Annotated in this window: 22 protein-coding genes; 20 read left to right on the top strand and 2 right to left on the bottom strand. The window is 50.8% G+C overall.

Going from position 1 to position 19636, the window contains the following annotated elements:
• Nucleotides 1-1287, bottom strand: a 1287-nt coding sequence (locus IQ260_RS03630; RefSeq protein ID WP_322744890.1) for an NAD(P)H-quinone oxidoreductase subunit F, incomplete at its 3' end; no start/stop codon positions are given.
• A 671-nt stretch (nt 1288-1958) separates the two neighbouring features.
• Between IQ260_RS03630 and IQ260_RS03635 the strand changes: the two genes are divergently transcribed.
• From IQ260_RS03635 to IQ260_RS03660, 6 genes are all read left to right on the top strand, one after another.
• The gene (locus IQ260_RS03635) at nt 1959-2267 is read left to right on the top strand and encodes a carbon dioxide-concentrating mechanism protein CcmK (RefSeq protein WP_006518194.1); all 309 of its coding nucleotides are present in this window, start codon (nt 1959-1961) and stop codon (nt 2265-2267) included.
• Nucleotides 2268-2321: 54 nt separating this feature from the next.
• The gene (locus IQ260_RS03640) at nt 2322-2660 is read left to right on the top strand and encodes a carbon dioxide-concentrating mechanism protein CcmK (protein WP_006518195.1); all 339 of its coding nucleotides are present in this window, start codon (nt 2322-2324) and stop codon (nt 2658-2660) included.
• Between the two features lie 3 nt (nt 2661-2663).
• Entirely contained in the window at nt 2664-2966 is a 303-nt protein-coding gene (locus IQ260_RS03645; RefSeq protein ID WP_193990947.1) for a EutN/CcmL family microcompartment protein, read from the top strand.
• Nucleotides 2967-3007: 41 nt separating this feature from the next.
• Nucleotides 3008-5020: a ribulose bisphosphate carboxylase small subunit gene (locus IQ260_RS03650; protein WP_228015497.1), complete on the top strand. Its 2013-nt coding sequence runs from the start codon at nt 3008-3010 to the stop codon at nt 5018-5020.
• 43 nt (nt 5021-5063) lie between these two features.
• The gene (locus tag IQ260_RS03655; RefSeq protein ID WP_193990950.1) at nt 5064-5762 is read left to right on the top strand and encodes a hypothetical protein; all 699 of its coding nucleotides are present in this window, start codon (nt 5064-5066) and stop codon (nt 5760-5762) included.
• Nucleotides 5763-5962: 200 nt separating this feature from the next.
• Complete coding sequence (locus tag IQ260_RS03660; RefSeq protein ID WP_193990952.1) at nt 5963-6814, top strand: carbon dioxide-concentrating mechanism protein CcmK; 852 nt, start codon at nt 5963-5965, stop codon at nt 6812-6814.
• A gap of 91 nt (nt 6815-6905) precedes the next feature.
• Here IQ260_RS03660 and IQ260_RS03665 read toward each other — a convergent pair whose 3' ends face one another.
• Nucleotides 6906-7364, bottom strand: a complete 459-nt coding sequence (locus IQ260_RS03665; RefSeq protein ID WP_193990954.1) for a DM13 domain-containing protein — start codon at nt 7362-7364, stop codon at nt 6906-6908.
• A 269-nt stretch (nt 7365-7633) separates the two neighbouring features.
• On the opposite strand from IQ260_RS03665, the gene IQ260_RS03670 reads away from it, so the two are divergent.
• The 14 genes from IQ260_RS03670 to IQ260_RS03735 all read left to right on the top strand — a co-directional run bounded on the left by IQ260_RS03670 (nt 7634) and on the right by IQ260_RS03735 (nt 19631).
• Nucleotides 7634-8347: a TIGR02466 family protein gene (locus IQ260_RS03670; protein ID WP_193990956.1), complete on the top strand. Its 714-nt coding sequence runs from the start codon at nt 7634-7636 to the stop codon at nt 8345-8347.
• 155 nt (nt 8348-8502) lie between these two features.
• Nucleotides 8503-9651 carry an HhoA/HhoB/HtrA family serine endopeptidase gene (locus tag IQ260_RS03675; RefSeq protein ID WP_322744891.1) on the top strand — a complete coding sequence of 383 codons (1149 nt, stop codon included), beginning with the start codon at nt 8503-8505 and terminating at the stop codon, nt 9649-9651.
• A 398-nt stretch (nt 9652-10049) separates the two neighbouring features.
• Entirely contained in the window at nt 10050-10262 is a 213-nt protein-coding gene (locus IQ260_RS03680) for a hypothetical protein (RefSeq protein ID WP_193990960.1), read from the top strand.
• 61 nt (nt 10263-10323) lie between these two features.
• Nucleotides 10324-10674 carry a cation:proton antiporter subunit C gene (locus IQ260_RS03685; RefSeq protein WP_193990962.1) on the top strand — a complete coding sequence of 117 codons (351 nt, stop codon included), beginning with the start codon at nt 10324-10326 and terminating at the stop codon, nt 10672-10674.
• Complete coding sequence (locus IQ260_RS03690) at nt 10671-12107, top strand: cation:proton antiporter (RefSeq protein WP_193990963.1); 1437 nt, start codon at nt 10671-10673, stop codon at nt 12105-12107. Before IQ260_RS03685 ends, IQ260_RS03690 begins: the two co-directional genes overlap by 4 nt.
• Complete coding sequence (locus IQ260_RS03695) at nt 12104-12505, top strand: Na+/H+ antiporter subunit E (protein WP_193990965.1); 402 nt, start codon at nt 12104-12106, stop codon at nt 12503-12505. Before IQ260_RS03690 ends, IQ260_RS03695 begins: the two co-directional genes overlap by 4 nt.
• Nucleotides 12502-12753, top strand: coding sequence for a hypothetical protein (locus tag IQ260_RS03700; RefSeq protein ID WP_193990968.1), 252 nt, complete (start codon nt 12502-12504; stop codon nt 12751-12753). Before IQ260_RS03695 ends, IQ260_RS03700 begins: the two co-directional genes overlap by 4 nt.
• Nucleotides 12750-13037, top strand: a complete 288-nt coding sequence (locus IQ260_RS03705; RefSeq protein ID WP_228015499.1) for a monovalent cation/H(+) antiporter subunit G — start codon at nt 12750-12752, stop codon at nt 13035-13037. The genes IQ260_RS03700 and IQ260_RS03705 overlap by 4 nt, the downstream gene beginning before the upstream one ends.
• A complete protein-coding gene (locus tag IQ260_RS03710) occupies nt 13030-13602 on the top strand; it encodes a DUF4040 domain-containing protein (RefSeq protein ID WP_322744892.1) in 573 nt (190 codons plus the stop codon). Before IQ260_RS03705 ends, IQ260_RS03710 begins: the two co-directional genes overlap by 8 nt.
• A 2-nt stretch (nt 13603-13604) precedes the next feature.
• Entirely contained in the window at nt 13605-14267 is a 663-nt protein-coding gene (locus tag IQ260_RS03715) for a Na(+)/H(+) antiporter subunit B (RefSeq protein ID WP_193990970.1), read from the top strand.
• Between the two features lie 111 nt (nt 14268-14378).
• Complete coding sequence (locus IQ260_RS03720; RefSeq protein WP_193990971.1) at nt 14379-16058, top strand: 4Fe-4S binding protein; 1680 nt, start codon at nt 14379-14381, stop codon at nt 16056-16058.
• A 59-nt stretch (nt 16059-16117) separates the two neighbouring features.
• Nucleotides 16118-17563, top strand: a complete 1446-nt coding sequence (locus tag IQ260_RS03725) for an FAD-binding oxidoreductase (RefSeq protein ID WP_193990973.1) — start codon at nt 16118-16120, stop codon at nt 17561-17563.
• A gap of 39 nt (nt 17564-17602) precedes the next feature.
• A complete protein-coding gene (locus tag IQ260_RS03730) occupies nt 17603-18292 on the top strand; it encodes an MBL fold metallo-hydrolase (RefSeq protein WP_193990975.1) in 690 nt (229 codons plus the stop codon).
• A gap of 139 nt (nt 18293-18431) precedes the next feature.
• Nucleotides 18432-19631, top strand: a complete 1200-nt coding sequence (locus IQ260_RS03735; RefSeq protein WP_193990977.1) for a DUF4231 domain-containing protein — start codon at nt 18432-18434, stop codon at nt 19629-19631.
• Nucleotides 19632-19636: the final 5 nt, after the last annotated feature.

Consider the following 19636-nt stretch of genomic DNA (forward strand, 5'->3'; position numbering starts at 1 on the left):
GGGCTGCTCTCGGCGCAAAAAATCGACCCCTAGCTGCAATGCCCAAAACCCACCCAGGGGCAGGACGCCCACCATGCCAGCACCACCCACCACAAAGGCAATAGTCGTGGCTGGCATCCGTGACCACACCCCGCCCAGTTCAGTGATGTTTTGGCAACTGGTGTTGTTGATAATGGCACCGGTACTCATAAACATCAGGGCCTTGGCCACGGCATGGGTAAACAGCAGCCCAATGGCCACACCGGGCCACTCGGCTCCAACGGCAATAAACACTAGACCGATATAGGCACTGGTGGAGTAGGAGAGGGCTCGTTTGAGGTCAACCTGTGCGATCGCAACCAATGAAGCTCCAACAGCAGTCGTTGTCCCAATCCCAATCAAAACACTCAGAGCCACCGGAGACAAAATTACAATCGGCTGCAGCTTAATCAACACATAGGCCCCACAGGTCACCACCACCGAATTTCTCAAGATGGATGCCGGACTAGGGCCCTCCATCGCCTCATCTAACCAAAGATGGAGGGGAAACTGAGCACATTTGCCAGTGGGTCCTGCAATCAATGCCAAACCAAGCAAAGTTGCCACTAAGGGTGTTAAATTTGCCACCTTAACCCACTCATAGAGTGCGTTATAGTGCAAATCACCCGCCCAGCTAGCCAGACCTAGGACACCCATCAGCAGCAAAATATCTCCCACACGCTTGGTGAGAAACGCATCCCTAGCTGCTTTAACTACTAGGGGCTGAGCATACCAAAAACCAACAATCAGATAGGTTGATAGCGTCAGTGTCTCTAACAAGAAGTAGGCCAAGAAAAAAGAGCCGCTGAGCAAAACTCCACTCACAGCTCCTTCAAAAAAGCCTAGAAGGGAAAAGAACCTAGCCAGAGCCCATTCCTTTTCCATATAGCCCAGACCGTATATCTGAGCCATTAGCGCCAACCCGGTCGAAAGCTCTAGAGCCCCTAGGTTGAGAACTGATAAATCCAGATCAAAACTCAGGGCCATATCGGCCACTTGCAACCACGGAAAATGAAGTTCGACTGACCCTACATTCCAAATCCCCATAAACACACAAGTGCCATGGACAAAGGCAAGGACAGTCATAAACATATTGATGTAGACCGCTGGCCTAGGCCCGGTCCGTTGCACCATTCCCATGGACCAGGGCAACGATAAAAGTACCCCTACGAACCCGTAAATCGGGATGAGCCAACTTAACTGAATCAAAGACTGCATCATTGCTACCAAAGAGCCCACCGGCAATCCATAAACACCCTCAAGAGGCATCAAGCCACTCCACACCTGCCCCAAGCACAGGGGGGCAGACAAAAAACAGCCAGAGACCCTGACATAGAGCCACTTGCACATGTCACCAAAATTAATTACGCGTGGATAACCAAAGCTAGCCAACACGCATAAAAAAGTTTAGGAGTAAACTGGCACCGTAACCGGTTAGCCCAGATAAATATCTATGGCTAGTTTTAAGATCACACGATTTTATTAATGGTACCTGATGAACACCCCTCGAAAAGAGACTCGCTCGATTCATCAACGCTGCCTAGCTTAAAAAAATAAGTTATTGACTTTTTGTGAGTAATCTGGGTCAAGCGCTTAGGGGGAGCGTCACATGCTGTGTTCTATCTGTCACAAAGCTTTCACCCCAATCACCCCAAATTTCCTGCTTCACCGACGGCTCAACAAATAGACATCATTAGTTACGTTTCGATGCAAATAATCATCAGCATTGATAATGCTTAACATTAGAAACAATCATTGAGACTTATATTGTCAAACTGCTGCCCCCCTCGTATTCTGAAGGGTAGTCATGGAGTTATTGCAGACTAAAGGTTTGCAAGTTACGTCTCGGTATGTGAAGTAATTCGAAAAGAATTCTTAACTTCGCATGGTCGGGGCACAGTGCTTGAAATAAAGCTGTTTTATCTAGGAGATTTGCGACAATGCCGATTGCCGTTGGAATGATTGAAACGCGTGGTTTCCCCGCTGTTGTAGAAGCTGCTGACGCGATGGTCAAGGCTGCCCGTGTAACCCTTGTAGGGTATGAAAAGATCGGTAGTGGTCGCGTGACCGTTATCGTACGTGGCGACGTATCTGAGGTTCAGGCGTCAGTTGCTGCTGGCATCGAGTCTGCTAAGCGCGTCAACGGTGGTGAGGTTCTATCCACACACATCATCGCTCGCCCCCACGAAAACCTGGAGTTTGTGCTGCCCATTCGCTACACCGAAGCAGTCGAACAGTTTAGGACCTAGGTTTTTTATCTCAGTTAGTCAATCCAAATAGTCAGCATACCAAGGTAAGAAACGATGGCAATCGCAGTAGGAATGGTTGAAACCCTGGGTTTCCCAGCAGTAGTGGAAGCAGCCGACGCCATGGTCAAGGCCGCTCGCGTAACTTTAGTCGGTTATGAAAAAATTGGTAGCGGTCGCGTAACCGTTATCGTCCGTGGTGATGTGTCTGAGGTTCAGGCATCGGTTGCTGCCGGTGTTGAGAACGTCAAGCGAGTAAATGGTGGTCAGACCCTGTCCACACACATCATTGCTCGTCCCCATGAGAACTTAGAATTTGTGTTGCCTATTCGCTATACCGAAGCTGTTGAACAGTTTCGTGAGAGCGTAAGTGGCATCCGCCCCTACGGTAGGTAGGGCATGCGCCTAGGGAAGGTTCGTGGCACGGTCGTTAGTACCTGCAAAGAGCCAAGCTTGACAGGTGTAAAGTTCTTGTTGATTCAGTTTGTCAGTGAGAATGGTGACTTGCTACCTGACTATGAGGTAGCTGCCGATGTTGTGGGTGCTGGTCCCGGAGAATGGGTTCTGGTCACCCGCGGCAGTGCTGCACGCCAGCACAGCGGCTATGGAGAAAGGCCAGTGGATGCTGCCATTGTTGCCATTGTTGACACCGTTAGTTTGGATTCTGGCTCGCTCTACGACAAGCGTGAGGATTTTAATTAATAGCTTTCTTGGGAGAATATGGGCCAATGGTTAAACCAGCCATGGCAACATCCCCGACCCAGTATCAATCAATGGCTAAGCCATTGATTGAGCCTACTGCCTTTGTTCATTCGTTTTCTCAGGTTGTAGGTGGTGTTTATGTCGGGGCCGAAGTATCGATTGCTCCGGGTACCTCAATCCGAGCGGATGAGGGGTTGCCCTTTTACATCAGTAGTCATTGTGATATCCAGGACGGTGTTGTCATACACGGGCTTGGTCAAGGTTGTGTATTAGGAGATAATGGCAACTCCTATGCCGTTTGGTTGTCTCCAAATGTCACCCTCACACACAAGGCACTAATCCATGGCCCTGCCTACTTGGGTGAGGGAAGTTTCGTTGGCTTTAGATCAACGATCTTTAATTCCCGTCTCGGTGCTGGCGTCATCGTTATGATGCATGCCCTGGTGCAAGATGTTGAAGTGCCCGCAGGGCGCTGTGTACCCTCTGGTGCTGTGATTACTACCCAAGCCCAGGCGGATGCATTACCCAGAGTGACTGAGGCAGACTTAGCCCTAGTCCGAGATATTGTTGAGCCCCATATTCAGGAACGTTCTCGCGAGCGGTTGTCTCAGGTGGGAGGCTCTCCACAAGCATTGAAGTACCCCGACGGTGCGGTTAATGCTGTTCCAATTCAATCTGCCCGCCACCCGGCGAGCGGCCCACACACCCCATACACCACCGATAACGTTGGTATAGATACTATGCAAGCACTAGCACCCGAAATTGTTCAACAGGTTCGTCAGTTTTTAGCCCAGGGCTACAAAGTTGGCTCAGAGTATGCCGATAAGCGTCGCTATCGCAGTGGTGTCTGGCAAAGCTGTCCTGTGGTGCAGTCTAACCGAGATAGAGATGTTCTCTCTTCCTTAGAGCGCTGTATGGCCGAACATCAGGGTAGCTATGTGCGGATTTTTGGCATTGATCCTGTGGGCAAGCGTCGCGTGGGTATGATGACGGTGCAGCGCCCCGATGGCAAGCCGGTTGAAGCTAGTAGTAACAGAAGTGCAGCAGCTGCGTCGCCTCAGGCCGCTGCTTCTGCTGGCAACAGTGGTGGCACAGCTTCTGGTGACATTGCTGGTCAGGTACGTGCTTGGCTGCGTCAAGGGTACAAAATTGGTACCGAGCATGCTGATCGTCGTCGCTACCGCAGTGGTGTTTGGCAGACCTGTAGTCCTATCCAGTCTGCCCATGAATCCGAGGTGATGTCTGCTTTGCAGGGGTGTTTAGCTGAGCATGCTGGTGAATATGTGCGGATGTTTGGTATTGATCCTGTAGCCAAGCGTCGAATTGCACCCATTACTATTCAGCGAGGCGACGGCAAGCCGGTAGAACTGCAGGCATCGGCGGGTGGAGCCTCCTCATCCTCTGCTAGTCAGAATGGTGCGGCGCCTAGTACCAGTAGCGAGCTTGTTCCTCAAATTCGTTCTATTCTGCGCCAAGGTCAGCGCATTGGGATTGAGTTTGCCGATAAGCGTCGCTATCGCAGTGGTATTTGGCAAACAGCACCTGCCATCTCTGCTACTAGTGAATCGGCTGCGGTTTCTGCAGTACAGCAGGTTCTGGCTGACCATGCGAATGATTATGTACGCATTTTTTCCGTTGATCCACGGGTGAAGCAGCGCGGTCGTGCCGTAACTGTTCAAAAGCCAGGTCAGGCAGCGGTCAGCACATCTGGTGGTAACTCTCAGCCTGCATCCTACGGTGGCGGCGGTAATACGTCTGCTAACAGCTCCGCTAACACTAACGGCAGCAGTGCTACTGTTAGTGCTGATTTAGCCCAGCAAGTGACCCAGCTGGTAAATCAGGGTTATCGTGTCAGTACTGAGTATGCTGATAAGCGTCGCTATAGCAGTGGAGCATGGCAAACAGGGAATCCCATCAGCGGGAACCGTCCTTCAGAGGTCATTGCTGCTCTAAAAGCTCAGCTGGCTGAACATGCTGGTCACTATGTGCGTCTGGTGGGTGTGGACCCCCGTGCCAAGTGCCGCGTGCTGGAAACCACGATTCAACGTCCGTAGTCTAAATGTCATTAGTCTCGTCTCAGTTCTTGGGACCGTCGCGATGGAACCCTCGCCTCTACATTTTGTGAGTCATACCCATTACTATCGCGGCGGTGACGTTGTTATTGATGCTTCAGCAGCTATCGCTCCGGGCGTTGTGTTTCGAGCTGCGTCTACTGGTTCTATTCGGATTGGACCAGGGGTTTGTGTCGGTGCAGGGGTGGTCATTCAGGCAAAACAGGGCTGCGTGATGATTGAGTCTGGGGTGAGTCTGGGGACTGGTGTGCTGATTGTGGGCCATGGACATGTCGGTAGAGGAGCCTGTGTGGGTCCCTCAAGTACTCTGATCAATCCTGCGATCGCAGCCAATGAAATCGTTCCTCCCTGTTCTTTAGTAGAGCCGGGCGTATCTACTTCAGAGACCGCTGCCCCTCGAAATGGTGTATCTGGTTCCAGCGCCGCCAGTCATTTTCAGTCTGGAGGATTTACACCCTCCAGTGGGCCAGTGCCTTCTATGCCGATGCCTCCAAGAACATCCCCAACGGTTGAACCTCAGTCGGTTTCGCCCAAGGCCGTACACGTACCTGACATTGATTCGGCACCGTCATCGGATATGTCGGCAGGGGCACCCGCTGCCATTGCCCAAAATCGTCCTGTTTATGGGCGTGATCATGTAAAGAACCTGCTGTCCGCCCTGTTTCCCTATCGGCAATCATTGAACAACGGGGATTCGAGTGCTCAATCTGAAAATGGCTCCTAAAATAGGGAATACACCGTAACTTATCTGAGTTTAAATAAATTGGGAAGCCTGATTTGTATCTAGTAGAAACTTCTCATATCATCCATTGACAAATTGATAAGTAACATCGCTTTTTGAAGACGCCATTGAGGCTTTCACCATACAGTGTGATGTAGACTCAACCAAACCCCAAGGGCTTACCCACGCTACTTGAGACTCATATGCCAGCCGACTCTTCCGCTCTCGCTAGTTCCACCGATAAAGCCAGGTCATTGATGCGCTGGGTAAAAGATTCGGCTTTGGGCGTGGTGTCGACAACAAGCTTTCCAGCCATCATTGGTGTGGCCGATGCCATGATGAAGTCTTCAAATGTGTACTTAGTAGGGTACGAGAAGACTGGCGGCGGTCAGTGTAGCGCTATTGTGCGAGGCGGGGTGGCTGATGTCCGTATGGCGGTCCATGCGGGGGTGGAAACCGCAAAGCAGTTTGGGCAATTGGTATCTTCATCACTGATTCCTCGTCCCATGGCTGATATGGAAAAGGTGCTGCCAATCCTGCCACGGATGCAGGAGTTAGACGGGGTGGGGGAAACTCACATGAGTAGCGGTGCGATCGGTTTGCTGGAGACAAGAGGCTTTCCTGCCATGGTGGGGGCTGCGGACGCCATGACCAAATCGGCTGAGGTGGAGCTGATTTCTCACGAAACCATTGGCGAAGGATTATGTACGATTTTGATCCGGGGCTCCCTGTCTAATGTGGCCATTGCTGTTGAAGCCGGTATGCATGAGGCCGAGCGTATCGGTGAACTTAGCGCGGTCATGGTGATTCCTCGACCACTCAATGATTTAGAACGTAGCCTGCCGAAGGTTAAGCAAGCGAAGAAACCACAGAAGGTCAAGCTACCGCTGAAACTAGAAGAGCGTCAGAAGGAATTGATGCCCGCCGAGGCCCCTGTGATCGAGGTGCAAAAGCAAAAGCAGCTAGATCTGCCCGAAACAGAGTTGATGCCTGCTCAGCCCCCTACAATAGAAGTCCAAACGCAAAAACCGTTGGACTTACCCGAATTTGAATAGTTACATAGGGTTTGAGTGCTAAGTCTGACGGCCCCTTAAATGGATTGAGTTTCAAGAGACCGCAGATACTAAAGTGGTTTCCTTAATGAACCTAAAGATCAGCGTAGCCAAAGGTAACGTTGAATTCGGCACACCAGATAGCCACGGAGCCGTAGTCATTCAGGTTGAGGTCAGCGGGTAAAACGTAGCCCTGGGAGCCTTCAAAACTCTTAAGGTCAGCGATATAAACGTAATCATTCTCAGCCAAGCTGACAGGAACAGAATCACCTTTGTAGAGTACAACTTGAACCGCAGGACCACGGGCCGTATCAAATGCGCCATCAAATTCAAGGATGCGCTGGCCATCTTTTTCGACTATGCGGGCGGTACCAGTGGTGGCATGGGACTGGTCAACGGTAACAAACTGGCCGGACGTCAATAACGTTTTGGCTGATCGGGTAATGCTAGGTTTCGCGGCTAAAGCTTCGCTAACGCTGATAGTTTGTGCAAAAGGAACGATTACGGCAGTGAGCATGACAGCTGACAAACCGGTGGATAGTAGATTCTTCATGGTGGCGTTCTCCTAATTTTCAAGCACAGGCGACGTGCGCTGCTTGATTACTAATATCGGAGGACTACCTGAGACTCCGTTGATACGTTTCTAAGGGATTTGTAAGCTCTGTCTGAAAAAGTCTGAGTGCTAGGGATGATCTAGATCACATCGAACAAATAAGTAGATGGCCGAAAGTAAACGTCTTTAACGCCGCTGGTTTCAACTCCGCTCAACCAGCTAATTTTGAGAATACGAGGTATGATTTTTTGTAGTGGCAAAGACTGTTTATGCCCGTTGACACTTGGTTTCCCCTCGCGATTTATTACGAAGATTTACCGGAGGCAACAGCCCACAAAAAACAGCTAATCGATGCCGCTCTTCAGCTAGAAAAAGATGGCTATGAGCGGCGGGCATTTCCTGAGATGGCCTGGACAGGAGACTTGCACGGTGCGGAACAAATTCACACCGATTCACGGTTTGTCTGGATTGTCAGCCAGGTAGAACACCACGTTCAGAAATATCTGGAGACACTGGGTTTAGATTTGGAACAAATCGATCTCTATATCCAGCGAGCTTGGCCGGTAATCTCTCGTCACCAGCAAGAAGTCGGTTCCCACTGTCACAATACGGCCCATATTAGCGCTGTGTACTATGTGTCAGTACCAAACTCAGGCAGTGATGAGGCTGGGAGTCTAGTCTTTTTTGATGATGCCCGTCTTAACGAGGTGAGCCCTGGCCTGGGGAGCGAAAACACCAATATCATTGTCAATTTGAACAGTTTGAATCAAGATCAGGCGATGTACTGTCCTACAGAAGGACGGTTGATTCTGTTTCCAGCCAAGCAGCGGCACGGTGTAACCATAAACCATACGGAAGGGATGAGAATCTCTCTCTCGTTTGATATTGTGTTAACAGCAAAGCCCGGCAGTGCTGCGGGGTCCTATGAGTTTTTACCGCCGCCACCTAGCCAGTGGCAAAAGTTTGGAACAGGAGAACCCTAAGGACTCTAAGGATGACAAAACTGACAACCGGATGTCACAGGAATGTCATATCCCTTGGATAAGCTGTGGATAGCTAAAAACGAATCCATTCCATCACGGTTATGTCCTATCCACTTCATCCAAAGTCCGCTCCCGCTTCCTCTCGGCGCCTATCTGTGCTGAGCAGCCTGCTCGTGGGCGCTGGTCTGGCGACAGCGGGTGGCTTTTTGGCTTGGTCTCCAGAGTCGCCCCTGCGCAGTGGAGCGGCTGTTGCCCAGACAGCGCCTGCCACCGAGGCCGTTTCGCCCGCAGCTAACCCCAACTTTATTACCGATGTGGTTACGGAAGTCGGACCAGCCGTGGTCAGAATTGATGCATCGCGCACTGTCACTCAGCGGGTTCCAGACGTGTTTAACGATCCCACCTTCCGTCAGTTTTTTGGCGATCGCATGCCCCAAGGCGGGCAAGAGCGCACCGAGCGTGGCCTGGGGTCAGGATTTATTGTCAGCGAGGATGGCCGCATCATCACCAATGCCCACGTAGTTGATGGGGCTGATACTGTAACCGTCACCCTTAAAGATGGCCGCATTTTGGATGGTCGCGTGCTGGGCAGTGACCCGGTGACAGACATTGCTGTAATCAAAGTGGACGAGCGTAATTTACCTGCCGTTACCTTGGGTAATTCAGATCAGCTACAGCCGGGGGAGTGGTCCATTGCCATTGGTAATCCGCTGGGGCTAGACAATACGGTTACGGTGGGGATTGTTAGTGCCGTAGGTCGTTCCAGTAATCAGGTGGGTGTACCCGACAAGCGGGTGGAATTTATCCAAACAGATACAGCGATTAATCCTGGTAATTCGGGTGGACCTCTGCTGAATCAACAGGGGGAAGTCATCGGTGTCAACACAGCCATTATCAACGGTGCCCAAGGACTGGGATTTTCGATTCCCATTAATATGGTGGAGCGGATTGCCACTGAGCTGGCTGAGACTGGCAAGGTGGAGCACCCGTTCCTGGGAATTCAGATGGTTACCTTGAGTCCGACGGTAAAAGAGGAGATCAATACGGATCCCAATAGCGGTCTGAGTGTAGATGAAGATGCTGGCATATTAGTGGTTCGGGTCCTACCGGATTCGCCTGCGGCCAAGGGAGGACTGCGCGCTGGGGACGTCATCACCTCGGTCGCAGGGACAGCTGTGGCCGATGCCGCTGAGGTCCAGCGCCTTGTCGGCAATGGGAAAGTGGGTGAAAAACTGACAATGGAGATCACCAGAAATGGCGAGGTCGAGCGGCTAGCGGTCAAACCAGGCAATTTGCCAGAGTAGCCTCCCAGAAAGCAATATCCTCAAGCAACATCCTTGCACACTAGTTAGAACGTACTGATTAGCGGATGCGAATACCCAACTTTGTGGGTGGTCGCATCCGTTTTTTTGCCGTCTCTAATTGAGGGATGAACCGATAAGCCTTCCTTTTGACGGTCATTACAATTTGCTCCATAAAAAAGTTGATTATTCATTACGGTTTATTGCTAGACTTTAATCAATGAATATCAAATTCTTCATTGATTAATTTCAATGAACAGGCGCTGGTCATACTGTCACAAGTTTTCCAGGCAACTTTTTGTAGTTAGCGTTGGGCCTGCCCACCTGCATGTTCTGAATCGTCTCTGTTCAAAGTCTCAGCTCAGCTGATTCTCGAAAAGTCTTTTGATTCTCGAAAAAGAATGATGTCATCTCTGATTCTGCTGGTTATCTCCCTTAGTCTCATTGTCTTAGGTCAGCGTTTACGACCTGTTGATGATGTTTATCCCCTGGCATTTTATAGCGCTAGTTTGTTGAGTGGTCTGTGGGGATTCGCGGTGGCTTCTGGCACGATTCAGCTGGCGATTGTTGCTTGTGCGTTGGGATGGCTACAGGTGGGTCCTTTACGTTCTTAGGGCCAGAGCTTGCTTAGGAAAAGAAAGTAATATTAAAGCCATCGTATCTCTCGATCTCCCTATGCGTTTACTCGAAGCCTGTATCTTTGCAACTGTCATGTGTGGGTTTTTCGGCATCATTCTTAAAAAGAATCTGATTATGAAAATTCTCTCCATGGACGTGATGAGTACTGGAGTCATTGCCTTATATGTTTTAGTGGCATCCCACAGCGGGCTGTTTACGCCGATTGCCGATAGTGATCTGGGGACACAGCCTATAGACTATGCCGACCCGGTGCCTCAGGCTGTGATTTTGACGGCCATTGTTATTGGCTTCTCGATTCAGGCCTTGATGTTAGTGGGGGTGATGAAGCTATCGCGCGATCATCCCACCCTGGAAACTAGCGAGATTGAGCGGAGTAATGCGCCATGATTGCAACTATTGTCTGGATTGCCCTGCCCCTGTTTATTGGCTTTAGCATCTATCTGTTGCCAAAGTTTGACCGCTATCTGGCCCTGGCGGTATCGCTGCTCTCATTGGTCTATGGCCTAGCGCTGGTTCTAGGCTTGCTGTCTTTAGACCTGCAGCTGCTGGATAGCTTTGGCGTGACGCTGATGGTCGATACGCTCAGTGGCTACTTTATTGTGACCAACGCCCTAGTGACTACAGCGGTGGTGCTGTATTGCTGGGGGCAAGATAAATCAGCCTTCTTTTTTACCCAGGTGACTATTTTGCACGGCAGCGTCAATGCGGCGTTTATCTGTGCAGACTTTATTAGCTTGTATGTAGCGCTAGAGGTGATTGGCATTGCTGCCTTTTTGCTGATTACCTATCCCCGCACCGATCGAACCATCTGGGTCGGGTTACGCTATCTGTTTGTCAGTAATACGGCCATGCTGTTTTACCTGTTGGGGGCGGTGCTGGTCTATCAGTCCAATGGCTCGTTTGCCTATGCGGGGCTGCAGCAGGCACCCACGGACGCCATTGCCCTGATTATTTTAGGGTTACTAACAAAAGGTGGCATCTTTGTGTCGGGGTTATGGCTACCCTTAACTCATGCCGAGTCCCAGACCCCGGTGTCGGCGATGCTCTCAGGTGTGGTGGTTAAGACGGGAGTGTTTCCATTGGTGCGGTGTGCGCTGATGATGGACGAAATTCACCCAATATTGCAATTTTTTAGTGTGGCTGCTGCTGTACTCGGTGTAAGCTATGCCATCTTTGAAAAAGATACGAAGCGAGTGCTAGCGTCGAGCACCCTTTCGCAGATGGGGTTTGTGCTGGCAGCCCCGGCAGCAGCGGGGGTGTATGCCCTGAGCCATGGGCTGGCCAAGGCATTGCTATTTTTGATTGCGGGTAGTCTGCCCAGTCGGAGTTTTGACGAGCTGCGTCAGACACCCATTCGCTGGCCGCTGTGGGGGGCGTTGGTTCTGGCTAGCTTATCGATTTGTGGGTTGCCGCTACTGGCGGGGTTTGGAGCAAAGGCGTTGACCTTAAAGGCATTGGTGCCCTGGCAGTCCATGGTAATGAGTGGGTTAGCGGTGGGTACTGCGATCGCATTTTCCAAATTTATCTTTCTTCCCTGCGATCTCTCTGCCAAACCCGTTGCCAAAATCCCCTTAGGTTTTGGGTTAGCCATTGGCCTACTCTTGGGCGGGTTGATTCTCGGCAACCTCTTTTCCCTAGAAAGTTACACGCTCTCAACGCTAGTCAAATCATTGCTTATCATCGTCGTGGGCTGGCTCGTCTATGCCTTACTATTAAGGAAATTCACCCCAACATTACCCCGTGCCGCCGAGAAATTTGAGCATCTAATTGGTGCGATGAGTCTCATCTTAGTTCTGTTATTTGGGATGGTATTAGCATGATAAGTCTGCCAGATTTGCTCTTGCGTCTGACCATTTGGTTTTTACTGACAGCCGATCTGAGCCCGGCCAATATAGCCATTGGTATCTGTGTAGCATTGCTGATTCCTAGGCGTTACTCGGTGCCTGCGGCCTGGAAACAATGGCTATGGGAGTGGCTGCGGGTGATTGGGCAAATCGTTATTGCCATTCCTACGGCCTACATAGAAACCATTGAGATCATGCTGTGGCCCCATACCGAAGAAGTGATTACCCGAGAGCGGGTCAGGCCCCACCGCACCCCTGGGCTGATTTTTCTAGATATCTTTGTGATCACCTTTACCCCTAAAACCATCGTGCTTCACTATGACGAAGACGGCTGGTATGAGGTTCATCAACTCGAACGGAGGCAGCGCCCATGAACATTATTCTGTTGATTATGTTGGGCATTTTGCTGATGCCCATTTACGAAGCCTGGCAGGACGATGATATTTGGCAAAAGATGTTGGCCTTTTCCAGCATTGCGACCAAAACCTCAATCATGATTTTAATTGTCTCTGTCCTGCGCGATGATTGGATGATTGGGGTAGTCGGAGTATTGATTTTGAGTGTTGGCAATGCCGCTCTGATGTTGTTGGCCCATGTGCTTAGGAGGATGAACACCGTATGATCGAGGTTGTGATTGACGTCCTGAGTTACGGATGTATCGGCATGGGACTCATTTTTTGGTTTTGGGGAACGCTGCCGCTGCTGGGACATCGTTCTGTCTTGTTTAAGCTACACACGCTGTCGGTGTCTGACACCCTGGGTTCGATGATCATCATGGTGGGACTGTTGTTAAAGATTCCTCGGGAGTGGCCGCTGCTGGTGTTGGCGCTGATTTCCCTGGCTATTTGGAATACGATGCTGGGCTACGTGCTGGCCTATTGTTCTACAGGAGGTCGTCGTGATTGAAGATGTGTATGTGGTTGCGATCGCAGCCCTGCTGCCCCTAACGGCCTGTATGTTGGTCTTTCAGGTAAACCCTTACCATGCTCTGGTCATTCGCGGCATTTTGGGAGCCGTCGCCGCCCTAGTCTATATTCTGTTTGGCGCTGCCGACGTGGCCCTGACCGAGGCCCTGGTGGGGACCATGCTATCCATTACGCTCTATGCCGTTGCCGTACGCTCTTCCATGAGTATGCGGATGGGCATCGTGGCACAAGTAGAACAAGCGGAGCAAGCAGAAGACGCCCATCTGGGCACTGCTCACGAGCCCCTGATCTTCTCCCTGCGCGATCAGCTCCACCGGCTGCATATGCGCTTAGAGGTGATTCCTTACCCCTCTTTGAGCGCTTTGGACACCGCCCTGAGCAACAAAGAAATCCATACCGCCTGTATCCCAGCCGCTGGCTCCACGTACCATCTGCAAACACGGGTGGCTCGCCTCTACGATTTGCTTTACCCCAAACTGCCTCCCGAGCTGGCCAGCCTAGCGCTCGCCAATGCAGACAAGAGTATTTTAACCACAGAAAAATAGCTATGAAATGGGTTTATATTGCAGCTGGGATTGCCCTGTATATCAAGATGTTGGTGTTTCCCAACCCCACCATCGACGCTGGGGAGCTGTCTATTGTTGAAACGGTGGTGCAAGATAGCGGCGTTTCCAATGCGGTTTCCGGCATCATTTTTAGAAACCGTCTCTATGACACTATTTTTGAGGTCGTGGTCTTTACCCTGGCGATTATGGGGGTGCGATTTTTACTGGCCGATGAACAACCCTCAGGTACGGTCTATCAATTTACCGACAAGCCATCGGTGGTGCTGGCTCGCCTGGGCGCCACCATCGCGGCCCTGGTCAGTATTGAGCTAGCGATTCGCGGCCACCTGAGCCCAGGGGGAGGATTTGCAGCGGGTGTAGCCGGAGGAACAGCCATTGGTCTAGTCGCCGTCACCTCCTCTTCCCAATGGATGGAATCCATCTATAAGCGCTGGGGGGCCGCCATCTGGGAAAAGATTTCAGTGCTTGTGTTTATTGTTGTTGCGGTCTTGACCCTCATTGGGATCGAGCTGCCCCACGGTAATCTGGGTGCCTTGGTCAGTGGTGGTTGGATTCCCCTGCTCAATATGCTGGTGGCCATCAAAGTAGCCTTGGGCTCCTGGGCCGCTATTTTGATTTTTATTCGATATCGAGGACTGTTGTAGCGATGATTCCCATCTGTCCGGATCATCTACACAGTCCTTAAAAAGCACCCTAATAGGTACTGCCAATCACGACAGCATCTTCCACATTGGAAACAAGAGAGGAGGTGTTGCATGATATCAAAAATTTCAGAACGGCAGCTGCACGCTGTTCGGTGGATTTTGGTGATTGGCTGGGGGGTGTTAATTCTATCCCTGTTTTATGATCCGGTGTCCCATGGGCTAACGGATCCGAACAGTGCCTGGGGGCTGCTGGGCGATCGCACCTTGCTAGTGGCTCAAGATCCGAGTCAATGCGTCAAAGTGCAGGGTGAGTGTGTGCCGCTGAAGCCGTACGCCATCGGGGCGCGAATCTTCTGGGGCATGATAGTCCCCTGTGGCATCTTTATTGTCTTTGTCTTTGGCCATGAAACCTGGCGTCGCATTTGTCCTCTATATTTCTTTTCACAGATTCCACGGGCGTTGGGACTATCCCCGCGCTCATCTATCAAAGCCTTTCCCTGGCTAGAGAAGAATCACTTTTATTTACAGTTTGGTCTGTTCTTTTTGGGTCTTAATGGACGAATTTTGTTAGTAAATTCCGTCCGCCCTATCCTGGGTACTTTTTTAATACTGACGTTATTGGCCTCGGCGGGGGTGGTGTGGCTATTGGGAGGGCGCAGCTGGTGCCACTATGTTTGTCCGTTTGGCATGGTACAAACGGTGTTTACCGGGCCTCGTGGGCTGTTAGATAGTCAGGCCCATACTGCTATGCCCAAGGGGGTAACCCAGTCCATGTGTCGGACAGTAGAGCCGACGGGGACTGAAAAAAGTGCCTGTATCTCTTGCAAAAGTCCCTGTATGGACATTGATAGTGAGAAGGCCTACTGGGAGCATCTGCAGCAGCCAGGGCGACGATTGATACAGTATGGCTATCTTGGTTTAGTGGTGGGCTACTTTCTGTACTATTGGCTCTATGCAGGCAATTTTGACTATTATTTTTCCGGGGTGTGGAGCCACGAGTCAGCTGCCTTAGCCAACCTCTGGAAGCCTGGTTTTTATTGGTTTGGGACGGCTCTGCCTATACCAAAACTGGTGACCTCACCGCTGACCTTGGGATGGTTTGCGATCGCAGCCGTCTACCTTGGCACCCACCTAGAAAAACGCTATCGCGGCCATCTCAAATACCACTTTCCCCATTTAGGCCGTGAGCAAAGCCAGCACCGACTCTTTTCCATCTGTACGTTTCTTGCCTTCAATATCTTTTTTATCTATGGCGGTCGCCCAGAAATTAACAGCTGGCCCCTACTCTTACAATTCACGTTTCAGGCTGTGGTCGCCCTGGTCAGTGGCATTTGGCTTTATCGCACCTGGGACCGCAGCCCTGAGCAATATATGCGAGAAAGTGTTGCCGATAAACTCAAACGACAGCTGGCTAAACTCTCCCCAGAGTTGTTAACGCCCCTAATCGCTGGGTCTATTGACCAGCTCAGTGCCGATGAGATCTATGTGTTAGCCAAAACGTTGCCCCATACAGCCCAGTATGACCGAGCTAAGCTCTATAAAGGTGTTCTTCAAGAGGCCCTAGAAGCAGAACAAGTAACCTCCGCCAATAGTCTGATGCGGCTGCACTATCTGCAAGAGCAGTTAGAAATCACACCGCAACAGCACTATGATCTGCTGGCGGAAGTCAATACTGGCTCGGGGACCCAGCAGCTGATTCATCCTATTGCACCGCCGTTGCCCCGCACTTTGTTAAAGCAGGGCTCAGAGCAACAGCGTACGGTGATCCGTCGAGAGAAAGATTCTGGTTAGGGAACTGCATAAATGCTCGGCAACGATCCTGTTCCTGTAGAACTCACTTGAAAATTGTCATGTTAAAACTTAAAGTCATTAACCAATCGACCAACGATTTTTTTGAAAGCTGTTTACAGCCGCAAAATCGCACTCTAGACTGTCTGATCGGGCGTCATCCCAGCTGTGATCTGGTTTTAGATGGTCCCACCGTCAGCCGGGTCCATGGGCGTATCCTTTTTCAAGGACAGCAGTGCTATTTCTCGGACCTGGGCAGCACCGATGGCTCCCGGCTCAATAACGAAACAGTCGCCGTCACCCAACCCTATGCCCTCGCCACCGATGATGTTATCCGTTTAGGAGAGTTTGCCTTACTGGTGGAAGCCATTGAACGGCCAGCTGCAGCCGCAGCTGCTCAGGCTGCTGTCGATAATCGGACAGTGCGGTGTGTCCAGATTATTCAGGAAACAGCTGATGTCAAGACATTTCGCTTTCGAGCTGAACCGGCCAGTTTGTTTGACTACAAACCCGGCCAGTTTGTCACCCTCAAACTAAACATTGATGGGCAGCCGGTCAATCGTTCCTATTCGATTTCATCGACTCCCTCCCGGCCCCATATGCTAGAAATTACGGTCAAACGGGTGCCCCCAGCCCAAGCAGGGATGCCCCCTGGTTTAGTCTCCAACTGGCTGCACGACCATCTCACGGTGGGTCAGACCTTGGACATTCAAGGGCCGTTTGGTCACTTTAACTGTATTGACCATCCGGCGGATAATTACTTACTGGTGTCAGCGGGGAGCGGCATCACCCCCATGATGTCCATGGCCCAGTGGCTATGTGATATCGGCTCCCCCGCTAAGATTGTTTTTATCCACAGTGCCCGCACCCCTGAGGATATTATTTGTCGTCAACGACTAGAATTACTGGCCAGTCAAAATCCTAATCTTCAATTAGCTTGGACGCTGACGCGACCGACGACAGGGGCTGCCTGGACCGGGTATCGCGGTCGCTTAGGAGAGACTTTATTAAAAGCGATTGTGCCTGACTACGAGCAGTTCACCACCTTTGTGTGCGGTCCCCAGGGATTTATGGGTAGTACCAAAGCCTTATTTGAGGAGATGGGCTTTCCCATGGAAAATTATTTTGAGGAGAGTTTTGGTGCTCCTAAAGCCCCTCGAAAGTCCTCGTCCAATAATAATTCCCGACCCCAACCAAATGCCCAGCCTGTTGGTGGTGTGCCAGATACCCAGGCATCTGCGATCGCACCCGTCGTCGTATTTGCCAACTCCCAGAAAGAAGTCAGCTGTGATGATGAAGACTGTCTCCTGGATGTGGCTGAGCAGGCTGGGATTGAACTAACCAGCGGCTGCCGCATGGGCAGCTGCGGTGTGTGTAAACACCAGCTGCTAGAAGGTCAGGTGGATTACGATGACGAACCAGGGGGGCTGTCGGATAGCGATCGCAAAGATGGACAGGTGCTAGTTTGTGTAGCGCGACCGGTGGGTCGAGTCGTATTATCAGCGTAAACGCTATCCTGTAGCTCGCTACCCTTAAGATGCATCGCCATGATATTTCGTCAGCTATTTGACCAGACTAGTAGCACCTATACCTACTTAATTGGCGATACTATCAGCCGTGAAGCCGCTCTAGTTGATCCCGTCTTAGAACAGCTGGAGCGGGACTTTACCCTGCTAGGCGAGCTAAACCTAAACCTCAAGTTCTGCTTAGAAACTCACATCCACGCAGACCATATTACAGCTACCGGAAAATTACGCGAGATCACCGGCTGTGCCGGGATTGTACCCGCTGGGGCGCAAATAGTGTGTGCAAGCCGTGCTGTCAACCACCGAGAAGTACTACGGCTGGGCAATACCTCCATCCAGGGCATCGAGACCAACGGTCATACGGATAGCCACATGGCGTATCTGGTTAACGGCACCCATCTGCTCACAGGGGATGCCGTATTTATTCGAGGCTGTGGCCGCACCGATTTTCAGGGGGGTAACGCGGGTGTTCTGTATGACCGGGTAACTCAGCGGCTATTTTCATTGCCCGATGAGACGCTCGTGTATCCGGGCCATGACTATAAGGGACAGACAGTTTCCACCATTGGCGAAGAAAAGCGATTCAATCCCCGTTTTACCGGACGAACACGCGAGGAGTTTATGGTGTTGATGGATAACTTAAACCTGTCTACTCCGAAAAAGATAATGGAAGCTGTGCCGGCTAATCAGCAGTGTGGTCAGAAAAGCTAGCCAGTTAAGATGGCTGACTAAACAGGTCCATACAGGTCCATAGTAGGTTTATGCTACAAGTTTACGTAAACGCATCAGGTTTAATTGATGTAGAAATAACAGGTTCTATTTCTACCGTAAACATCTTCCCTGGTTGACTATGGCTTTGCCCTCCAATGTGTCTTCGGCCCCCACCGCATCTGCTAACCATGAACTGCTCAAAGCCGCCTGGCAGCGTCAGCAATCCTACAGTAAAAACGCCTCTCGCCATCAGCAGAGATTTCTCTTTTTGAGAACTGTGTTAGCCATCTTAGGTATTCTGGTTGTGCTGCTGGCTGTGGTCGAAACCTATAATTTTGCTCAGAGTTGGAATACGCTGATTGATCGTATCCTACTGATTTTACCCATCGCCATTACAGCTCTGGTTGCCTTTTCAGCCCGGTTTGACCGGGGACAAAACTGGGTACTGTTACGGGGCAGTGCCGAATCCCTAAAAACAGAAATCTACTATTACCGCACCCAGGTCAAACCCTATAATGGAGACAATCGTGGCGTCGTTCTTTCAGCCCGGATTCAACAGATTAGTGCGAGTCTAAAAGGCAGCCCTGTACACCATGGGGCCTTAGCTCCCTATGAAAATGAAGTATTGCCCTTTCAAGAGCATCATCTCTCGCAGCCTACTGGGGAAATCTCTGTTCAGGAAAACACCCGCTCAGCTCAACCCCGAATGGGAGTTGTTCTTCGTCTGGCCAACGGTATATTAAAAGGGCTGTCCATCCTGATTAACCGATGCTGGAGGTTCCTCTTTGAGTTTGAAGTTCAATCAAGCCCCCAAGACAATAAGTATTCTGATTTGACACAGCCTACGCAATACCTTCAATATCGTCTTGAAACTCAGTTTGAATGGTACCGAACGCAAGCAAAGCGATTAGCGCAGCGCCTACAGTTCTTTCAAGCTAGCATTTATGTGTTTGGCGCTGTGGGCACATTGTTAGCCGCTTTTGAGCCGACTAGAAGCTGGGTAGCTGTAACCACCGCGCTCGTGGCAGGGTGTACCAACTATCTTGAAGTCAAGCGAATTGAGGCTAGTTTAGTGGGCTATAACCAAGCGGCTGACAACCTCTATGACATTCGGGCCTGGTGGTATTCCTTATCAGAGAAAGAACGTAAAAATCCCAACAAGTTTAAACGGTTGGTGGACGGCTGCGAGGGCATCATCCGTAGTGAAACTACCAGCTGGTTACAAGACATGCAGGATCGCCTCGCCCAGCTCTACGGGGTTAGTGATGAGGATATGGAGACTGAAGAGAATTCTGATGTGACAGAAGAATTTAGTAAGGATCATGCTGTCACTGCCTAGCTAAA

It is taken from the genome of Leptolyngbya cf. ectocarpi LEGE 11479, from assembly GCF_015207065.1.
Lineage (GTDB): Bacteria > Cyanobacteriota > Cyanobacteriia > Phormidesmidales > Phormidesmidaceae > Leptothoe > Leptothoe ectocarpi.

Bases quoted from the DNA above. Each gene is read 5' to 3' on its own strand.
- IQ260_RS03660 (WP_193990952.1), top strand. From the start codon at position 5,963: ATGCCAGCCGACTCTTCCGCTCTCGCTAGTTCCACCGATAAAGCCAGG.
- IQ260_RS03685 (WP_193990962.1), top strand. From the start codon at position 10,324: ATGCGTTTACTCGAAGCCTGTATCTTTGCAACTGTCATGTGTGGGTTT.
- IQ260_RS03645 (WP_193990947.1), top strand. From the start codon at position 2,664: ATGCGCCTAGGGAAGGTTCGTGGCACGGTCGTTAGTACCTGCAAAGAG.
- IQ260_RS03715 (WP_193990970.1), top strand. From the start codon at position 13,605: ATGAAATGGGTTTATATTGCAGCTGGGATTGCCCTGTATATCAAGATG.
- IQ260_RS03640 (WP_006518195.1), top strand. From the start codon at position 2,322: ATGGCAATCGCAGTAGGAATGGTTGAAACCCTGGGTTTCCCAGCAGTA.
- IQ260_RS03730 (WP_193990975.1), top strand. From the start codon at position 17,603: ATGATATTTCGTCAGCTATTTGACCAGACTAGTAGCACCTATACCTAC.
- IQ260_RS03735 (WP_193990977.1), top strand. From the start codon at position 18,432: ATGGCTTTGCCCTCCAATGTGTCTTCGGCCCCCACCGCATCTGCTAAC.
- IQ260_RS03670 (WP_193990956.1), top strand. From the start codon at position 7,634: ATGCCCGTTGACACTTGGTTTCCCCTCGCGATTTATTACGAAGATTTA.
- IQ260_RS03655 (WP_193990950.1), top strand. From the start codon at position 5,064: ATGGAACCCTCGCCTCTACATTTTGTGAGTCATACCCATTACTATCGC.
- IQ260_RS03635 (WP_006518194.1), top strand. From the start codon at position 1,959: ATGCCGATTGCCGTTGGAATGATTGAAACGCGTGGTTTCCCCGCTGTT.
- IQ260_RS03665 (WP_193990954.1), bottom strand. From the start codon at position 7,364: ATGAAGAATCTACTATCCACCGGTTTGTCAGCTGTCATGCTCACTGCC.
- IQ260_RS03690 (WP_193990963.1), top strand. From the start codon at position 10,671: ATGATTGCAACTATTGTCTGGATTGCCCTGCCCCTGTTTATTGGCTTT.
- IQ260_RS03705 (WP_228015499.1), top strand. From the start codon at position 12,750: ATGATCGAGGTTGTGATTGACGTCCTGAGTTACGGATGTATCGGCATG.
- IQ260_RS03725 (WP_193990973.1), top strand. From the start codon at position 16,118: ATGTTAAAACTTAAAGTCATTAACCAATCGACCAACGATTTTTTTGAA.
- IQ260_RS03700 (WP_193990968.1), top strand. From the start codon at position 12,502: ATGAACATTATTCTGTTGATTATGTTGGGCATTTTGCTGATGCCCATT.
- IQ260_RS03650 (WP_228015497.1), top strand. From the start codon at position 3,008: ATGGCAACATCCCCGACCCAGTATCAATCAATGGCTAAGCCATTGATT.
- IQ260_RS03720 (WP_193990971.1), top strand. From the start codon at position 14,379: ATGATATCAAAAATTTCAGAACGGCAGCTGCACGCTGTTCGGTGGATT.
- IQ260_RS03695 (WP_193990965.1), top strand. From the start codon at position 12,104: ATGATAAGTCTGCCAGATTTGCTCTTGCGTCTGACCATTTGGTTTTTA.
- IQ260_RS03680 (WP_193990960.1), top strand. From the start codon at position 10,050: ATGATGTCATCTCTGATTCTGCTGGTTATCTCCCTTAGTCTCATTGTC.